An 18,387-nucleotide genomic window follows, 5' to 3' on the forward strand; every position below is an offset into this window, starting at 1 on the left:
ATGAAGATCATCATCCTCGGCGCCGGCCAGGTCGGTGGGACCCTGGCCGAACACCTGGCCCGCGAAGAGAACGACATCACGGTGGTGGACACCGACGGCGATCGGCTGCGCGAGCTGCACACCCGGCTCGACATCCGCACCGTGACCGGCGCCGGTTCCTACCCCATGGTGCTGCGCCAGGCCGGCTGCGAGGACGCCGACATGCTGATCGCGGTGACCAACTCCGACGAGGTCAACATGATCGCCTGTCAGGTGGCCCATACGCTGTTCCGCACCCCGACCAAGATCGCCCGGGTCCGTGCCACCGCCTACCTGACCCGCAAGGGGCTGTTCGCCCACGAGGCGGTGCCCATCGACGTGCTGATCAGTCCCGAGCAGGTGGTCACCGATCATATCCGCCGGCTGATCGAGCACCCCGGCGCCCTGCAGGTGCTGGAGTTCGCCGGCGGCCTGGTGCAGCTGGTGGCGGTGAAGGCCTTCTACGGCGGCCCGCTGGTGGGTCAGGAACTGGGCTTCCTGCGCCGGCACATGCCCAGCGTCGATACCCGGGTGGCCGCCATCTACCGCCGCAACCGGCCGATCATCCCCCGCGGCGACACCGTCATCGAGGCCGATGACGAGGTGTTCTTCATTGCCGCCCGGCGTGACATCCGCGCGGTGATGAGCGAGCTCCGGCGCCTGGAGCGGGACTTCCGGCGGATCATCATCGTCGGCGGCGGCAACATCGGCGAGCGCCTCGCCGAGCACCTCGAACACAGCCACCAGGTGAAGATCGTCGAGCACAGCCTCGACCGCTGCACCCAGCTCTCCGAGCGCCTCGACCGCACCGTGGTGCTCCACGGCAGCGCCACCAGCAAGCGCCTGCTGGAGGAGGAGAACATCGAGGACTGCGACATCTTCTGCGCGCTGACCAACGACGACGAGGTCAACATCATGTCGTCGATGCTGGCCAAGCGCATGGGCGCCAAGAAGGTACTGACGCTGATCAACAACGCCGCCTACGTGGACCTGGTCCAGGGCGGCGAGATCGACATCGCCATCTCGCCCCAGCAGGCCACCATCGGCAGCCTGCTGACCCACGTGCGCCGCGGCGACATCGTCAACGTCCACTCGCTGCGCCGCGGCGCCGCCGAGGCCATCGAGGCCATCGCCCACGGCGACACCCAGTCCTCCAAGGTGGTGGGCCGGGCCATCGGCGATATCGACCTGCCCAACGGCACCACCATCGGTGCCATCGTGCGCGGCAAGGAGGTGCTGATCGCCCATGACGACGTGGTGGTCGAGTCGGGTGACCACGTGATCCTGTTCGTCATCGACAAGCGCCGCATCCGCGACGTGGAACGGCTGTTCCAGGTCGGCCTGACCTTCTTCTGATGGAGCCTCGCACCGAGTGACCGCCATGCCGCCAGGGACGACGCCCCACCCGACGAGGAGAGCCACCGCATGAGCCTGCGCATGATCCTGCGTATCCTGGGTCTGCTGCTGATGATGTTCAGCCTGACCATGGCGCCCCCGATCCTGATCTCGCTGCTCTTCGGCGACGGCATGTGGGAGGCCTTCGTGGTGGCGCTGGCCATCACCGTGGTGACCGGGGCCATGATGTACCTGCCCAACCGCCATGCCCGCAGGGAACTGCGCACCCGCGACGGCTTCCTGATCGCGGCGCTGTTCTGGAGCGTGCTGGGGCTGTTCGGCTCGCTGCCACTGATGCTCACCGGCGCCTCGGCGCTGTCGCCCACCGACGCCGTCTTCGAGTCCTTCTCGGGACTGACCACCACCGGGGCCACGGTGATCACCGGCATCGACCTGTTGCCCGAGGCGATCCTCTACTATCGTCAGCAGCTGCAGTGGCTGGGTGGCATGGGGATCGTGGTACTGGCGGTGGCCATCCTACCGACGCTGGGCGTCGGCGGCATGGCCCTGTACCGCACCGAGATCCCGGGGCCGCTCAAGGACTCCAAGCTGACCCCGCGCATCACCGAGACCGCCAAGGCGCTGTGGTACATCTACGCCACCCTGACCGTGACCTGCATGCTGGCCTACATGGCCGCCGGCATGAACTGGTTCGACGCCCTGGGCCACAGCTTCTCCACCGTGGCCATCGGCGGCTTCTCGACCCACGACGCCAGCATCGGCTACTTCGACAGCGCCGCCATCGAGCTGGTCTGCGTGTTCTTCCTGGTCATCTCGGCGATGAGCTTCAGCCTGCATTTCCTGGCCTGGCGGCAGCGCAGCGTGGCCCACTACTTCCAGGACCCGGAGGCGCGCTTCTTGATGCTGTTCCTGGCGGGCCTGGTGACCATCACCGCGATCTCGCTGTGGCTCACCGAGATCTACGAGACCACCCTGGGGCTGCGCCATGCCCTGTTCGAGGTGGTCTCGATCGCCACCACCGCCGGCTTCGCCGTGGCCGACTTCTCGATCTGGCCCGGCGCCCTGCCCTTCCTGCTGTTCGTGACGGCCTTCGTCGGCGGCTGCTCGGGCTCCACCGGCGGCGGCATGAAGGTGATCCGCATCATTCTGATCCTCAAGCAGGGCATGCGCGAGGTGATGCGTCTGATCCACCCCAATGCGGTGATCACCGTGAAGATCGGCAAGGTCAGCGTGCCGGACGGCATCGCCCAGGCGGTCTGGGGGTTCTTCTCGGCCTACGTGATGCTGTTCTTCCTGATGCTGGTGGGCGTGATGGCCACCGGCGTCGACCAGATCACCGCCTGGTCCACCGTGGCCTCGGCGCTCAACAACCTGGGCCCCGCCCTGGGCGAGGCCAGCGCACATTACGGCGACCTGCCGATGCTGGCCAAGTGGATCCTGGTGGTGGCCATGCTGCTCGGCCGCCTGGAGATCTTCACCGTGCTGGTGCTGTTCACCCCGGCCTTCTGGCGCAAGTGATCGAAGATGCCGCTCTGCAGGTGGGGTCGCCTGGGCGCTGGCCGGGCCAGCGCAGCTCTCAATACCGGGGCGACCTGCCGATGCTGGCCAAGTGGATCCTGGTGGTGGCCATGCTGCTCGGCCGCCTGGAGATCTTCACCGTGCTGGTGCTGTTCACCCCGGCCTTCTGGCGCAAGTGATCGAAGACGCCGCTCTGCAGGTGGGGTCGCCTGGGCGCTGGCCGGGCCAGCGCGGCTCTCAATACCGGGGCGACCTGCCGATGCTGGCCAAGTGGATCCGGGTGGTGGCCATGCTGCTCGGTCGCCTGGAGATCTTCACCGTACTGGTGCTGTTCACCTCGGCCTTCTGGCGCAAGTAGAGGAAACCCGATGCAAGCGCCCGCGGCGGGTTTGGCCCGCCGGCGGGCTTCGTGGATAATCGACCCTTCATCCTCCAGGCCCGAGCGTCAATGACCGACTCCCAGGACACCGTGACCGCCCCCCGTGAACAGGCCACCACCGGCGGCCCCCGCCGCACCCTCCGGGTGGGCGAGACCCGTTACACCCTGCTGGGTACCGCTCATGTCTCGGCGGAGAGCGCCGCGGAGGTCCGCTCGCTGATCGACTCCGGCGAGTTCGACGCGGTGGCCATCGAGCTGTGCGACTCGCGCCACCAGAACCTGGCCAACCCCGACGCCCTCGGCGAGCAGGACCTGTTCCAGATCTTCCGCCAGGGCAAGGCCGGCATGGTCGCCGCCAGCCTGGCACTGGGCGCCTTCCAGCAGCGCCTCGCCGAACAGTCGGGCATCGAGCCCGGTGCCGAGATGCGCGCCGCCCTGGAGGAGACCCGGGCCCGTGGTCTGCCGCTGGTGCTGATCGACCGGGACGTGGGGGTGACCCTCAAGCGCCTCTACCACAACGTGCCCTGGTGGCAGCGCTTCTCGCTGTTCTCGGGGCTGCTCGGTGGCGTGCTGTCGCGCCAGGATATCTCCGCCGCGGACATCGAGCGGCTCAAGGAGGGCGATGTCCTGGAGTCCACCTTCAGCGAGTTCGCCGCCGAGTCCGAGACCCTCTACACGCCGCTGATCAGCGAGCGGGATCGCTACATGGTGCTGCGCCTGGCCGAGCAGTGCCCGCCCGGCCGCTACCGGCACGTGCTGGTGGTGATCGGCGCCGGCCATCTCAAGGGCATGGCCGAGCACCTGGAGCGTCCTCTGCCGGAGGCGCCGACCCCGGAGCGCGAGGCCCTCGAGGCCACCCCGCCACGCTCGAAGGCCTGGAAGGTCCTGCCCTGGGCGATCACCGTGCTGGTGCTGACCGGTTTCGCCATCGGCTTCTCGCGCAACACCGAACTCGGCTGGCAGCTGGTGGCGGAGTGGTTCGTGATCAACGGCGTGCTCTCCGGCGCGGCCACCCTGGTGGCCCTGGCGCACCCGGTGACCGTGGCCGCCACCGTGGTGGCCGCGCCACTCACCTCGTTGAATCCCACCATCGGCGCCGGCTTCGTCGCCGCCGGCGTGGAACTCGCCATGCGCAAGCCCAAGGTGCGCGACTTCGCCACCCTGCGCCATGACGTCACCCAGTTGAAGGGCTGGTGGCGCAACCGCGTCTCGCGCACCCTGCTGGTCTTCCTCGCCGCCACCCTCGGCTCCGCCGCCGGCACCTGGATCGCCGGTTTCCGCATCGCCGGGGCGCTGATCGGCGGCTGAGCACGGGCACGGCCCCGCTGGGCAGGATGCCAGCTGGGGGGAAGGGGACAAGCAGACGCGCACCATCCGCACCAAGGGGGCAACGATGTCACGCCAGTTCGCGATTCTCGGCCTGGGCTTCTTCGGCATCACGGTGGCACAGGAGCTACACCGCCAGCATGACGAGGTGCTGGGGGTCGACCTGGACGAGTCCCGTGTCGATCACTACGCGGATCTGTTCAGCCATGCCATCGTCGGCGACATCACCGATGAACAGGTCATCAGTCAGCTCTCCCTGAGCGAATACGACGCGGTGGTCATCGACACCGATGACAACCTGGAAGCCAGCATGATCTGCACCCTGCTCGTCCGCGAACACCAGGCCCGGCAGGTCTGGGTCAAGGCCCATTCCGACACGCACTACCGCCTGCTCAAGCGCCTCGGGGCCGATCACGTCGTCTACCCGGAGTATGACATCGGGGTACGGGTCGGAGAGAGCCTCCATTATCACGCCCTGGTCGACTTCATCGACCTGGGCAACCGGCAGTTCGTGGTCGAGCTTCAGACCACCGAACAGCTCGAGACCTCCTTCCCCACGGTGGGCGACCTGAACCGGAACACCAAGAGCCTCTCGGTCATCGCCATCAAACGGGGCAATGAACTGATCCGCACGCCGGGAAGCGATATTGCCCTGAAGCCACGAGACAGCCTGGTGCTGCTGGGCGAACTGGAGGAACTGCGGAGCCTGGGCCGGCATCTCTGACCGGCATATACCACCATGAGTCACGCGACGCGGGGAGCGGGAGCATGCATGAGCGCCTGAGACGCCCCATACGACGGCTTCCCCATGGGCCGGTCCTCACCTTCTCCCTGCCGGAGCTGCTGCTGCTGGGCTTCCTGCTGCTCAGCAGCGTCGGCACGCTGCTGCTGCTTCAGCCCATCGCCGCCCATCAGCCCCTGGCCTGGCATCAGGCCCTGTTTACCGCGACCTCGGCGGTGACAGTCACCGGGCTGGGGGTGATCGACACGTCGTCACTCACCCTGTTCGGTCAGGGGGTGGTGCTGGCGCTGATCCAGATCGGTGGTCTCGGCTTCATGACCTGTGCCGCCATGATGATGGTCCTGCTCGGCGTGCGACTGCCACTGCATCAGAAGCGACTGATCAGCGAAAGCCTCGACCATACCTCCTTCGATGCGCTGGCCCACATGGTGCGACTGGTCATCGCCTTCGCCCTCATCGCGGAGGCGTGTGGCACCCTGCTGCTGGCTCTCACCTGGGTGCCCGACCATGGCCTCGCGAAGGGGCTCTGGCTCAGCGCCTTTCACGCGATCTCGGCCTTCAACAATGCCGGTTTCTCCGTCTGGTCGGACAGCTTGATGCAGGAAGTGGCCGACCCGCTGGTCAACGGCGTGATCAGCCTGTTGTTCATCGTCGGCGGGCTCGGCTTCGTGGTCATCGCCGAACTGGCGAACTGGCGTCCGGGCACCGGGATATCGCTGCATGCGCGGATCATGCTCCACGCCACGCTGTGGCTGATCCTGGTTGCCATGGCGAGCGTGCTGCTGCTCGAGTGGCATAATCCCGCCACCCTGGGCCGGCTGGAGACCCTCGGCGCCAAGCTGCAAGCCGCCTGGTTCCAGGCCGTCACGCCCCGCACGGCCGGCTTCAACACCCTGGACACCGGCGCCCTGTCCGCGCCCTCTACCCTGCTCACCATGCTGTGGATGTTCATCGGTGCCGGCTCCGGCTCCACCGCCAGCGGTATCAAGGTCACCACCTTCGTGGTCCTGCTGCTGGTTGCTCGCGCCTTCCTGCGCGGTCGGGTAAAGCCGGAGGCCTTCGGACGTTCGCTATCCGATGGAACGGTGATGGAGGCCGTCGCCGTGGCACTGGCCGGCATGCTGCTGATCTTCGGCTGCCTGCTGGCCCTGACGATCACCGAGCCCGGGCAGCGTTTCCTCGACCTGGCCTTCGAGGCGGTATCGGCCTTCGGGACCGTGGGGCTCACCCGCGGCGTTACCCCTGACCTGTCGATCCCCGGCCAGCTGACCCTGATCGTGACCATGCTGCTGGGGCGGGTCGGCCCCATCTCGCTGGGCTACCTGATCGCCAAGCGCAAGGTGAAGGGCCTTCGCTATGCCGAGGGCCGGGTGCACATCGGCTGAGGCCGCCCTCAGTCGGCTGAGGCGCCCCTTGCCTGCAGCCGTCGCATGGCGGGTGTCGGTTGTTCGAGCTTCTCGTGGCGGCGACTGGCCGCGTAGCTGTCGTTGAAGGCGTCGAAGTAGTCGTCGAGGATGCCCGCCGCCTCGGCGTCGCCGGCCTGCCTGAGCAGCTCCACGGCGACCTCGACGGTGCACAGGTGGGCGGCGGAGGCCGGCTTGCGCAGGCGGTAGCGGGTCAGCCGCTCGGTGGCCAGCGGCAACACCGGCAGCGACGCCAGGTAGGGGCTCTTGCGGAAGATCCGCCGCGCCTGGCGCCAGGTGCCGTCGAGGATGATAAAGACCGGCACCTTGTCCGCGTGCACCTCGGCCATGACGCGATCCATGCCCACCACCCGGTGGGCATAGTCCTCGTGGTCGTCGGGGAAGATCACGAAGGGGGCATAGCGGGCATCGTCGAGCAGTGCCAGCAGCCGCGCATCCGGGGCCGTACGGTACCAGGTGAAGACCTCGGTCTCGGGGAGGACGTCGCGGATCAGCCGGCCGGTATTGGTGGGCTTGTGATGCTCCAGGGGGTGGGTCAGCAGCCACACCCTGGCACGGCTCCCGGCCTGGACCCGATAGGGACACAGGCAGTTGAGGGCCGGCAGGTTGCAGCCCTCGCAGCGCGTCACGAAGCTGCCGCGGGCCTTGAACTCCCGCCGCGGTGGCCGTGGATGACCGGTGGCGGGATCATGGGAGAGCCCGCTGGCGGGGTCACGGGAAAGCCCCCTGGCCGGGTCGCACTCCGCGACGGTCTCCGGGGGGACGTGGGCACTGTCGGTGCCGGCGGGCGGGGCCGCCGGGTCACGGGTATCACTCATGATCTAGGAGCATCGCTGACTGGGTCGGGCATTCTAGCATGCCCGACCCGGATCGCCCCGGCGAGGGCCGCTCGCGGTGGCACGGGTCGCGCCGGATGTCGACGCCCTGCGGGGCGGCTACCGGCGCCTCAGCGCGCCTCGAGCAGCGTCTCCGGCACCCACAGCCGTCCCTCGCGCTGCCAGTGGCGCACCAGCGGTGGCACCCCCTCGCCGGCGGGCCGGCTGATCCGCGTCACGCCCGGTGGCGCCAGGGCCGCCGCCTCGGGGTCGACCAGCACGCAGGGCGCCTCCAGGGGCGCCTGGTGGAGCAGCGAGGCGGCCGGCATCACGGCCAGCGAGGTGCCCACCACCAGCAGCAGGTCGGCCTCGGCGACGAGCGCGCAGGCATCGGCGAAGTGTGGCACCGCCTCACCGAACCACACCACGTCGGGGCGCAGCTGGCTGCCCTTGTCGCAGACATCCCCCAGGCGAATGCCGCCCCGGCGCAGCGGATAGCGCATGCGCGGGTCCACCGAGGAGCGGGCCATGAGGATCTCGCCGTGCAGGTGGAGCACCCGGCGGGAGCCGGCCCGCTCGTGGAGGTCGTCGATGTTCTGGGTGATCACGCTGACCCGGAAGCCGCGGCTCTCGAGTTGCGCCAGGGCCTTGTGGGCGGCGTTGGGCCGGGCGCGGCGCACCTGGTCGCGGCGGGCGTCATAGAAGCGCAGCACGCGCTCGGGGTCGCGGTCCCAGGCCTCGGCGGTGGCGACCTCCTCGATGGGATGGTCGGCCCAGAGGCCGTCCGCGGCGCGGAAGGTCTGGATGCCGCTCTCGGCGCTGATACCCGCTCCGGTAAGCACCACCAGATGCGGCGCACGCTGCTCCACCATTCACCACCTCTCGCCACTCGGGCGCCAGCGACTCACTTTCCAGAACCGGCTACCCTCTTTCCAGGACTTGCCACTGCCTGAAACTACCACTCCGGGCCCCAGTGCGACCAGAAAGCGCAGCGCCCGGCCTGCCGCTCCATCACTCGAGCGACATGCGCTTGACGTCCCGCCGTCACCTTTCACCGCTACCGTCCTGCCATCCGTCATCGAGAGCCGGGCTACCGGCAACACCTCCAGGAGGGCGCATGAACGACCCGACCCAGCCGACCCTGATCGAGACCCTCAAGCACGCCGCCCGGGTGGCCGGCGAGCTGCTGCGCGAGGGCTACCACGCCGCCGGTGCCATCGACTTCGAGAGCAAGGGCGCCTCCGACTTCGTGACCCACTACGACCGGGCGGCGGAGCGTATCATCATCGACACCGTGCGTCGGGCCCACCCCGAGGTGGGCTTCCTCGGCGAGGAGAGCGGCGCCACGCCGGCCCAGGCCGGTGATACCACGGTGATCATCGATCCGCTGGACGGCACCAACAACTTCCTGCACCGGGTACCCCACTTTTCGGTCTCCATCGCCGTGGCCGAGGGGGACGCCCTCACCCATGGCGTGGTCTATCAGCCGCTGCTGGACGAGATGCTGTGGGCGGTGCGCGGTCAGGGCGCCTACCGTGGCGCGCAGCGCATCACGACGCCGCCCGCGCGGGCCCTGCACGAGATGCTGCTCGCCACCTGCCTGCCCTACCACGCCAAGGGCGACTGCCCGACCAGCCTGGCCCAGCTCACCACCCTGATGCCCCGGGTGGCGGGCATTCGAGTCCCCGGCTCGGCGGCACTCGAAGTCGCCTATGCCGGCCTCGGCCGCTTCGATGCCTTCTGGTCCCAGGGGGCCAAGGTGGACCTGTGGGACATCGCCGCTGGCATCGTCATCGCCCGGGAGGCGGGCTGCACGGTCACCGATCTTGCCGGCGACCCGGCACCCATCGAGTGGGCCAGCCTGCTGGTGGCCCACCCCGAGCGACACGGCGATCTGCTCGACCTCCTGAGGGCCACCGGTTGAGTGGCCCCTGTCCCTGCCCCCAGATGGACGCGATCCAGCGTCCCGGCGAAGGCCCCCTCAGGCCGAGGTAGCCCCACCATCCATCAAGGATGCTGACGCCCTCTGGCACACGCTGCGGCTTGGCCATCGCCTGACCGAGACCTGGCGGGAGGGGGCCGAGGAAGGGGGCGAGGAAGATGAGTGACCACGGCCCAACATCGGCCTCCGGGGAAAAGGCTGAAGCTCAGCGGACGGACAACAGCGCCGCTTTTGGCCGGCCCGCTGGAGCGACTCGTTCGGCAGCACTGTGCAACTACTGCCTTGCATCGATTGCCGTCCACTGAAGCGTCGCTTCGATGCGACGACGATAGGTGGTGTCAATCTGCCTTGGCGTGAAACGCACATAACGCTCGGCCACTTCGCGTTGTGCGCCGACGAGCCCGGCGAGATACTGAACCACTTGGTCAGAAGAAGGCACTCTTTCTTCCCCGTTGAACGTTGGGGGCAGGTTCGTCCAAATGACGTGAGCCATCCCGTGAGATGAAGCCCACTCGGCGAGACCAGGGATCAATGCGGGAGCAGGCTGACCGACTGACCACGAGCCAATATGCTTTGCTTCGTTCTTTTCCGGGACTCCCTCTCGCTTGCGAAGCTCTGACTTCGCGGAGGCCAGGTGGGTGGAATCCATGAGCGCCCATAAAGAACGAACCGAGCCTGCACTCTCTGTCAAGACGAGAGTGATTCGTCCATCTCGAGACTGCCGCGCGAATTCAACGTGAATGAGTGGACCATCTTCGAACCACTGACGCTGAATGGCGAGTTCTCTCGGATCCCAAACGAGGGAGCCCCAGCCAAGGCATGCGATCATGGTCAATGCGCCTCCCTTGATGCCAAACGTGGACGCTCAGCGGCAGGCAAACCGCGTAGCGGCTTAGTATGCGCCGCCCTGGCCATGAGTCCCATCCAAGGCGACTGCCATCGGCTTTTCGCCCCGGACTGCTAGCCAGAATGTTGCATCAGGTGCCGTGATGATCGCGTAGCCAATTGGTTTCACAGGCTTTATCCCGATCGAGTGCCGTCCCGGGGTGTACGGTCGAGTGAGGGAGAAAGACCGGTGGAATCAAGGGGCAAGCGAGGTGGTCCGGCACTCCGGCGCGAGCAACTTGGTGCAATATTCGGGCTAACCCTCTCGCTGCAGCTTCTCACGCCGTGCGACTTCCGCCGGCGTGGGGGGATCCATGGCGAAGTCACCGGTTCTCACCGCGCCGTCACGCACATACCGGGCGATCACAATACCGTTGGGCGACACTCGACTGGCGACGAGTTTTAACCCCGCTGGCTTTCCGTCATCATGGAACAGTTTCTTGCCTCTCCCGAGCACGACGGGGAATATGAACAGATCGATCTCGTCGACGAGATCGCTCGCAAACAGCGTCCGAATCAGGTCGGTGCTGCCTTGAGTGACTAGTGCTGGTCCGTCTTCCTGCTTCAGCCTCGCGACATCGGCCGCCGCGTCACTGAGGGCCACCGAACCCTTCCAGGTCAGATTCAGGCCCTTGCGGGTCGCAACGTACTTATTGATCGAATTGAAGGTTCTGGCGATGGAATCATCGGGTCCCTCCTCGGCATACGGCCAGTGCGCGGCGAAAATCTCGTACGTCTTCCGCCCGAGCAGCAGGTCGAACCGCTGACTGAACATCCTGCCGATCTCTTCGCCGAACACCTCGTCCGCCAGCGGCGCGACCCAGCCGCCATAGCTGAATCCGCCGGTCGGGTCTTCTCGCGGCCCGCCAGGCGCCTGCATGACGCCATCCAGTGACACCATGGCGCCGACAATCACTCTTCGCATGAGGTCATCCCTCTGGTTTGCCTTCTAGTACCCAGTAGTCGAACGAGACACCGTGTAATCGACAGCCCGGTGCGCTCTGGGTGTGAATGACGCCCGACGACGGCGCTCAGCCGCGCTCGGCGGCGACCGACCGGAGCGGCAGCGAAGGAAGGAAGCGGTCAAGCGTCGGAATGCAGCGCCCTGGTTAGGCACCACTTTGTATGCCTTGCTGCGGTTGCCGGGCATAGCTGACCGTCAAGACTTCCCATACATGGTCGTCAGGTTCGTTCCAATACACGATTCGGCCCCCATGCTGCGTATTGATCTCCATATCTACCGGACCATGCGGGGTACTTCTGTACTCGATTCCCTTGGCCCTGATTCTGGCCAGGATCCCATCGAACGCCTCCTCGCCCACACGAAAACAATAGTGTTGCACAGGGAAAGCGCCGTGTGCTTCGTCGAAATCCAGGGTCAGTCCGTCGTTCACGTAAACAGGAGAAAAGGGGCCATTCCCCGACTCGGCCCAAGGAACGTCCAGAAGGTAGGCGAGCAACTCAGCCGCAGCCCTTCTATCCCGAACCGGAACGATCGCATGGTCAAGTTCAACACTCATAACCGGTAGCCTTCATGAAGGTGATGATGCCTAACGCCCATGCCATGGGGCGGCTGGTACGAACTGGAAGCCGTCCCTGCCCGCGCCCGTTGCGGACGACATGATCTGATTGTCCGGCGTCATTGCCTCTTTCCAGTGCAGCAACTGGTTTCTATTTCGACCGGCACGTCGGTACGCGTCCACTGAGCAACTGGCCGGCCGTCACGCCGCCACCACGATCCGGCCTGGTCCTGCTGCGGCCAGCCGTCGGGCGAGTCCTCCCAGGTCTCCTGCCGGCCGAAGGGCGTGAGATCGAGCAACTGCAGCGTGGGCATCATGGCCTCGATCCCTCGCAACGTCGTTTCATACGTCTGGAACACCTGATCGCCGTCGCCCCGCAGGTAGCAGCGCACGTCGCCACCGTCTCGGGTCGCCAGCACCTCCGCTGAACCGGCGGTCGAGTACCACGGCGTCGTCCAGCCCATGAAGTCTCGGTAGGCGGCGATCTCGTCCCACGGACCGCTGCTGAAGACGGCGTAGGTCACGTCACGCTCGGCCAGATAGGCGCAGACGGCGGAGTTCATCGCTGCCTGAGTGTGGGTGCAGCCCTCGCACTGCTGGTGGGGCAAGCCCTTCCTCTTCCACATGAAGTGGTACACGATCAACATGCGCCGGCCTTCAAACACCTCGTGCAGAGCGACCGGACCGTCCGCACCCACCACCGTCAGCGGCTCCATCCGCGTCATCGGCAGGCGTCGCCGAGCCGCAGCCAGTTGGTCGCCAGCGCGCGTGTGCGCTTTCTCGCGGACCAGCAGCTCAGCACGAGCCCGCTCCCACTGGTCACGTGTAACGATTTGCGGAGTTGGCGATTCTGTCATAGCGTTCCCCTCTACCTTCTCGAGCCCAACGCCGCCAACACAGGCCGAGCGACGTCGAGGTCCAGCCCACGCGTTGTTTGCATGGGTGATTGTGATTGGCCTTGTTAGGCGGTGCTCCAAGCCTAGAAGCTCTTACCATCGACATGCTGACTATCCAGCGCTCTGGGATCTACTCCAGACAAGCAGTTGACGTTTATGGCAACCGTTGGAGACCCATCAGGCATCTCGCCATAGGCAAAACTCTCAACACCGCAGATGTTGCAGAAAAGGTGACGGATCGCCTTTTTGTTAAAGAGGTACTCGGTGAGTGTCTTTTCCCCAGAAATTAACCGAAAATTTTCCACCGAGGTAAATGCCAATACAAAGCCCATGCGTTGGCAACGAGAACAGTTGCAGGTGAAGGTGTTCTCCAGGTCTACATCGACTTCATAGGCTACGGCTCCACACTGACAGCTACCATCGCAATGCGTAAGTTTCATTATTTCACCTCCTCCTCAGCTGCCTAGGCGTAAGCTCCATCGACTAACAGACATTAGACTGCACGTTCGTTGATTGACTCGAATGCACCGTCATATTCATTCGGGACATACCGCACGTCACTCACACCCCAACCCGATGAAATGCAATGAGATAAGGTATATAGCCAGGCGGGATTTCACCGATAGCCGTGCCGACTGCATGACTCAGATGAACATGACTGCTGCATTGTCCTGAGGTCGGTCATGGGTCAAGGCGTCACTGATGCCCTCTTCCCTATACCCCTACACCCTGCGCTTTCGTGCCGGCTTGCTGACGGCAATACCACCCACCCTAGTTCAATAGACTTTGTCTCGCCATCGGCTAGAGCTTGATGACTTCGATAGACAGTCGGTGTCGGCTGAGCGGCAAGACGCCAGCCACGGCTGGCGTCCTGGTTGGCGAGCTGGCACGGCAAGGTCAGGCCCCGTGGTAGCCATCATCTTCGGGGTCCTCGTGCTCCCCCTTGGGTAATTCACCGGCCCAGGCCATGGCCGCGGCGTGATCGCGCTTGGGAAAGGTGCGGACCTCCACGGCCTTGAACAGCCGCTCTTCCAGGTGGGTGAGATGCTTGACCCACTCCTGGTCGGTGACCACGGCGGCCCGGTGGTAGTGCTCGAGATCGCCGAGCTGGGTCAGACCGTAGCCGATATCCTTCAGCAAGGCGGTCAGGGTCAGCCAGCGAAGGCCGTCGATCTCGACCACCAGGCTGACCCTGGGATGGGCCCGCTTGGCGGCCTCGATGGCATCGATGGCGCGCTGCAGTTCCCTGGCCGTCACGACACCGCCCGCGTTCATCGCCACGACATGACCCGCCGGATGGGAGATGAGATCCAACATGGGCATTCTCCTTGGGGTTGAGAGAGCAGCAAAGCGCCTCGGTCGCTTTCAGCATAGCGCGCCATGACAGCCAAGCCGGTGCCCACAGGGCGCTGCAGGGGGAGGTCACGAAAACGTCACTAACGCGCGCAAGCATAAGGCCGAATATCACAAGAGGGTCGCCTAGCATGCCCCGACGCGCGCGCGAACCGCTCAGCACAGCGGAAGTAGAGCCGCTGCCCCGGCGGGCTCGCAGCAATGCGCTGCCCCAGCAGGGCCAGGCCGAGCGGGTATCCCGGCAGGTACTGGCCGCTACCGCCCTGCTGACGAGCACGCCGTCCTCCGAGGCAGGCCTTCGGCCTCTGAGAATCCTGATCGTCTCGGATGTGTTCTTTCCACGCATCAACGGGGTCTCCACCTCCATCGCCAGCTTTCGCCGCGGCCTGGAGCACCAGGGCCACTCGGTGACCCTGATCTGCCCCGATTACCCGTTGGGGCAGACCGACGCGCCGGAGGTGCTGCGCATCCCTTCGCGGGGCGTGCCAGGCGATCCCGAGGATCGCATGATGCACTACCGCGAGCTGATGGCCTTGACGCCGCAGCTCGCCGCGGAGGCCTTCGACCTGATCCATGTGCACACCCCCTTCGTGGCCCACTACGCCGGCATCGCCCTGGGGCGTCGGCTGGGCATTCCGGTGGTGGCCACCTACCACACCCTCTTCGAGGAGTACCTGCACCACTATGTGCGCTGGCTGCCGCGTCGCTGGCTGCGCTTCGCCGCCCGCCGCCTCTCGGTGCGCCAGTGCCACCAGCTCGATGCCCTGGTGGCGCCCTCCCGAGCCATGCGCGAGGCGCTGGAGCGCTACGGCGTCACCACGCCCATGGCGATCATCCCCACCGGCCTGGCGCTGGAGACCTTTACCCATCCCCATGAAGCGAGCGATTTCCGCCACTGCTACGGCCTGCCATCGGAGGCCAGGCTGCTGCTCTTCGTGGGCCGAGCGGCCAACGAGAAGAACATCGGCTTTCTGATCGAGATGCTACCCCGGGTGCTGGCCCAGCACCCCGCCACCCGGCTGATCATCACCGGCGAAGGGCCGGCCCAGGCGGCGCTGGCCCGCCAGGCCCAGCAGGCGGGGCTTGGCGAGGCGGTGATCTTTCTCGGCTACCTCGACCGCGACGGCCCCCTGCAGGCGGCCTACCGCGCCGCCGATGTGTTCGTGTTCGCGTCACGCACGGAGACCCAGGGGCTGGTGCTGCTGGAAGCCCTGGCTCTGGGCACCCCGGTGGTCTCCACCGCGGTAATGGGCACTCGCGACATGCTGGAGGACGGCGCCGGCTGCCTGATCGCCGAGGAGCGCCACGACGACTTCGCCGACAAGGTCAACCGCGTGCTGAGCGAGCCGGCGCTCAAGGCCGAACTCGCCCGCCGCGGCCCCATCCACGCCGCCCGCTGGCATGAGGATACCCTGGCGGCAGAGCTGGCGTGGGTGTATTGGGGGTGTGTTGTCGCCCGGTAAACGGGGCTCCCGCAGCCCGAATGGGCACTGCGAGGGATAGCCGCGGGTGAGGGCGCGAGCAACTTGGTGCCCTATTCGGGCTAGTAGACCAGGCCGTTGTCGGCGTCGGCGTTGAAGCGCTGCTTGTTGCGGTACGGATAGACGTCGATGACGCGACCGTCACGGATGGCCTGCTGCAGCCCCTTCCAGTAGTCGGCGTCGAACAGCTCCGGGTGCAGCGTGTAGAACAGCTTGCGCAGGCGCACGTCGGCGAACAGGAAGGGCCCGAATTCCTCGGGGAAAACATCATTGGGCCCCACCGAGTACCAGGGCTCGTCGGCCAGCTCCTGCTCCGGGTACAGGGGCTCGGGTATGTGGCGGAAGTTGCACTCGGTGAGATAGCAGATCTCGTCGTAGTCGTAGAAGACCACCCGGCCATGACGGGTCACCCCGAAGTTCTTCAGCAGCATGTCGCCGGGGAAGATGTTGGCCGCGGCGAGCTGCTTGATGGCATTGCCGTAGTCCTTGAGCACCGCCCGCGTCTCGGCCTCGTCGCAGTCCTGCAGGTAGAGGTTGAGGGGGGTCATCATGCGCTCGGTGTAGCAGTGCTCGATGATCACCTTGTCCCCGCGCAGGTAGACCGTGGAGGGTGCCACCTCGAGCAGGTGCGCCAGGCATTCCGGGTCGAAGTGGTCCTGGCGGGCGATGAAGTTCGAGAACTCCTGGGTATCGGCCATGCGCCCCACCCGGTCGTGACGCTTGACCAGCCGGTACTTCTCGCGGACGTTCTCGTGGCTCATCTCCTTGGTGGGGTCGAAGCGATCCTTGATGATCTTGAACACCGTGCGGAAGGACGGCAGCACGAACACCGCCATGACCATGCCGCGCACCCCGGGGGCGATCAGGAACTGGTCCTCGCGCTTGGCCACCTGGACATTGAGGGCGCGGAAGAACTCGGTCTTGCCTTGCTTGTAGAAACCGATGGCGGCATACAGCTCGCCCTGAGGCTTGTCGGGCATCACCTCCTGGAGGTAGTGGACGAACTCGCTGGGCACCACGACCTTGACCTGGAAGTAGGCCCGGGTGAAGGAGAAGATGATCGAGACCTCGTCGGGCTCGATGATCACGGTGTCCAGGTGGAGCCCGTCGCCCGCCTCGTGGAGCACCGGCAGCACCAGCGGCACCTGCCCGCCGCCGCCGCGAATGCGGCCGACCAGGTAGGCGCCCTTGTTGCGGTAGAAGACGCTCTTGATCAACTCGATCTCGGCCTGGGGATCGTCGAGGATCGCCGGGGGCAGCTGGCGACGCAGGAAATCGCCGCCCAGGGCGGCGTCTCGCTCCAGGTCCTCGAAGGGCGTCTCGAAGGGCGCCTCGGCCAGGGCCCAGCGCAGCGCCTGCTCCCAGTCATCGCCCACCGCCTGGCGCCGACACAGCTGGAGGCCGGAGTGGTGGGCGGCATACGCTCGGGAGCGATAGACGAACATCCAGTCGTTGCGGATGTGGCGATGATGGAACAGCGAGCAGAACATCGAGTTGAAGTAGGTCTCGGCCAGCTCGTAGTCGAGCCGCTGGCTGATCAGGTCGGCATAGTGGCGACGGGCCTCCCGCCAGGACTCGAAGTCCACCAGCTGGTCCTCCTCGAAGGTCCGCCGGAGCCTCGCCAGGGTGATCTGGACCTTATCGTCATACAGATCGATCCGCTCCGCCGAGGCCAGCTGGGCCTCGCGCCAGGCCGCATCCCGGAAGCGGCGGCTGGCATCGGCGGTGATCTCCTTGAATCGCGACCGGTACTCGTCGAAGCCATGCAGGATGGTGGCGGCGAGGCGATAGGCGGGCGAGTGTCTCATGGCGACCTCCATGTAGCGGCGCCTTCCAGCTTCGCGTATTTTCCCCGCCTGTGCGAGCCGACCATGGTGGGCCCCGCCGAGATCCGTGATGACATCGGGCCCCGGGACGGCGACAATGGCGCCCTCGTTGTCACCTGCCGTTCGAGCGCGCCATGACGGAACCGCTGCCCATCCTCTACCACGACGAGCACCTGGTCGCCGTGCACAAGCCGGCCGGCCTGCTGGTGCATCGCACCGCCCTGGCTCGCGGGGAGCGCCATGTCCTGCTGCAGGCCCTGCGCGACCAGCTCGGCCGGCGCGTCTACCCCGTGCACCGCCTCGACCGCCCCACCTCGGGGCTGATGATCTTCGCCCTCTCGCCGGAGACGGCCACGCGCCTGGCCGAGACGTTCGAGCAACGCCGGGTGGAGAAGCGCTACCTGGCGGTGGTGCGCGGCGTGGGCCCCGACGCCGCCCGCCTCGACTATGCGCTGCGCGAGGAGGACGGCCGGCGGCCCAAGGCCGAGATGCCGGCCATGGAGGCGGTCACCGAGGTGCGGCGGCTGGACAGCGTCGAGCTGCCGGTGCAGGTCGACCGCTATCCCCGGGCCCGCTACTCGCTGATGGAGGCCCGCCCCCTGACCGGTCGGCGCCACCAGATCCGTCGCCACCTGTCCCGCCGCGGCTACCCGATCATCGGCGACGCCAAGCACGGCAAGGGCAACCACAACCGCTTCTTCGCCGAGCACCTGGACTGTGCCCGGCTGCTGCTCGCGGCCGTGGGCCTGACCTTCGACCATCCCGCGGACGGCCGCCGCCTGGCGCTGGGCTGCGCCCTGGACGCCCCGATGACCGCCCTCTTCCAGCGCTTCGGCTGGGCGGGCCACCTGCCCGCGAACCAGCGGCCGGACGCCACACCCGCCCTCGCCTGACACGCCACCGATG

General features: G+C 66.4%; 19 protein-coding genes. 10 read left to right on the forward strand and 9 right to left on the reverse strand.

The genetic code is table 11. The features are described 5' to 3' along the window. The 7 genes from trkA (at position 1) to OCT48_RS17155 (ending at position 6,724) form a co-directional block, all read left to right on the forward strand. Positions 1–1,374 carry a Trk system potassium transporter TrkA gene (gene trkA / locus OCT48_RS17125; protein ID WP_263590342.1) on the forward strand — a complete coding sequence of 458 codons (1,374 nt, stop codon included), beginning with the start codon at positions 1–3 and terminating at the stop codon, positions 1,372–1,374. Positions 1,375–1,443: 69 nt separating this feature from the next. Continuing rightward, positions 1,444–2,892, forward strand: a complete 1,449-nt coding sequence (locus OCT48_RS17130; RefSeq protein WP_263590343.1) for a TrkH family potassium uptake protein — start codon at positions 1,444–1,446, stop codon at positions 2,890–2,892. Next, on the forward strand, positions 2,889–3,071 hold the full coding sequence (locus OCT48_RS17135) for a hypothetical protein (RefSeq protein WP_263590344.1): 183 nt from the start codon (positions 2,889–2,891) through the stop codon (positions 3,069–3,071). The genes OCT48_RS17130 and OCT48_RS17135 overlap by 4 nt, the downstream gene beginning before the upstream one ends. Beyond that, on the forward strand, positions 3,068–3,250 hold the full coding sequence (locus OCT48_RS17140; RefSeq protein WP_263590345.1) for a hypothetical protein: 183 nt from the start codon (positions 3,068–3,070) through the stop codon (positions 3,248–3,250). The genes OCT48_RS17135 and OCT48_RS17140 overlap by 4 nt, the downstream gene beginning before the upstream one ends. A 90-nt stretch (positions 3,251–3,340) precedes the next feature. After that, complete coding sequence (locus tag OCT48_RS17145; RefSeq protein ID WP_263590346.1) at positions 3,341–4,579, forward strand: TraB/GumN family protein; 1,239 nt, start codon at positions 3,341–3,343, stop codon at positions 4,577–4,579. An 85-nt stretch (positions 4,580–4,664) separates the two neighbouring features. Further along, on the forward strand, positions 4,665–5,321 hold the full coding sequence (locus tag OCT48_RS17150; RefSeq protein WP_263590347.1) for a potassium channel family protein: 657 nt from the start codon (positions 4,665–4,667) through the stop codon (positions 5,319–5,321). Positions 5,322–5,365: 44 nt separating this feature from the next. Then, entirely contained in the window at positions 5,366–6,724 is a 1,359-nt protein-coding gene (locus OCT48_RS17155) for a TrkH family potassium uptake protein (RefSeq protein WP_263590348.1), read from the forward strand. An 8-nt stretch (positions 6,725–6,732) separates the two neighbouring features. On the opposite strand, the gene OCT48_RS17160 is transcribed toward OCT48_RS17155, so the two are convergent. Both OCT48_RS17160 and OCT48_RS17165 read right to left on the reverse strand, forming a co-directional pair. After that, entirely contained in the window at positions 6,733–7,581 is an 849-nt protein-coding gene (locus OCT48_RS17160; RefSeq protein ID WP_263590349.1) for a tRNA-uridine aminocarboxypropyltransferase, read from the reverse strand. Positions 7,582–7,709: 128 nt separating this feature from the next. Continuing rightward, positions 7,710–8,450, reverse strand: coding sequence for an SIR2 family NAD-dependent protein deacylase (locus OCT48_RS17165; RefSeq protein ID WP_263590350.1), 741 nt, complete (start codon positions 8,448–8,450; stop codon positions 7,710–7,712). A gap of 245 nt (positions 8,451–8,695) precedes the next feature. On the opposite strand from OCT48_RS17165, the gene OCT48_RS17170 reads away from it, so the two are divergent. Further along, the gene (locus OCT48_RS17170; RefSeq protein ID WP_263590351.1) at positions 8,696–9,502 is read left to right on the forward strand and encodes an inositol monophosphatase family protein; all 807 of its coding nucleotides are present in this window, start codon (positions 8,696–8,698) and stop codon (positions 9,500–9,502) included. 292 nt (positions 9,503–9,794) lie between these two features. Here the strand turns inward: OCT48_RS17170 and OCT48_RS17175 are convergent, their stop codons facing one another. The 6 genes from OCT48_RS17175 to OCT48_RS17200 form a co-directional block, all read right to left on the reverse strand. Then, entirely contained in the window at positions 9,795–10,355 is a 561-nt protein-coding gene (locus tag OCT48_RS17175) for a hypothetical protein (protein ID WP_263590352.1), read from the reverse strand. Positions 10,356–10,661: 306 nt separating this feature from the next. After that, entirely contained in the window at positions 10,662–11,330 is a 669-nt protein-coding gene (locus OCT48_RS17180; RefSeq protein WP_263590353.1) for a dihydrofolate reductase family protein, read from the reverse strand. 184 nt (positions 11,331–11,514) lie between these two features. After that, positions 11,515–11,925: a VOC family protein gene (locus OCT48_RS17185; RefSeq protein WP_263590354.1), complete on the reverse strand. Its 411-nt coding sequence runs from the start codon at positions 11,923–11,925 to the stop codon at positions 11,515–11,517. 119 nt (positions 11,926–12,044) lie between these two features. Then, a complete protein-coding gene (locus tag OCT48_RS17190; RefSeq protein ID WP_263590355.1) occupies positions 12,045–12,782 on the reverse strand; it encodes a DUF899 domain-containing protein in 738 nt (245 codons plus the stop codon). Between the two features lie 122 nt (positions 12,783–12,904). Next, positions 12,905–13,261 carry a GFA family protein gene (locus OCT48_RS17195; protein WP_263590356.1) on the reverse strand — a complete coding sequence of 119 codons (357 nt, stop codon included), beginning with the start codon at positions 13,259–13,261 and terminating at the stop codon, positions 12,905–12,907. A 457-nt stretch (positions 13,262–13,718) separates the two neighbouring features. Continuing rightward, on the reverse strand, positions 13,719–14,138 hold the full coding sequence (locus tag OCT48_RS17200) for an STAS/SEC14 domain-containing protein (protein WP_263590357.1): 420 nt from the start codon (positions 14,136–14,138) through the stop codon (positions 13,719–13,721). A 167-nt stretch (positions 14,139–14,305) separates the two neighbouring features. Here OCT48_RS17200 and OCT48_RS17205 point away from each other — a divergent pair, with 167 nt between their 5' ends. Beyond that, entirely contained in the window at positions 14,306–15,637 is a 1,332-nt protein-coding gene (locus tag OCT48_RS17205; RefSeq protein WP_263590358.1) for a glycosyltransferase, read from the forward strand. Positions 15,638–15,717: 80 nt separating this feature from the next. Here OCT48_RS17205 and aceK read toward each other — a convergent pair whose 3' ends face one another. Further along, a complete protein-coding gene (gene aceK, locus OCT48_RS17210; protein ID WP_263590359.1) occupies positions 15,718–17,463 on the reverse strand; it encodes a bifunctional isocitrate dehydrogenase kinase/phosphatase in 1,746 nt (581 codons plus the stop codon). A gap of 152 nt (positions 17,464–17,615) precedes the next feature. Between aceK and OCT48_RS17215 the strand changes: the two genes are divergently transcribed. Continuing rightward, entirely contained in the window at positions 17,616–18,374 is a 759-nt protein-coding gene (locus tag OCT48_RS17215) for a pseudouridine synthase (protein ID WP_263590360.1), read from the forward strand. Positions 18,375–18,387 lie beyond the last annotated feature (13 nt).

Source organism: Halomonas sp. M4R1S46 (assembly GCF_025725685.1).
GTDB lineage: Bacteria > Pseudomonadota > Gammaproteobacteria > Pseudomonadales > Halomonadaceae > Halomonas.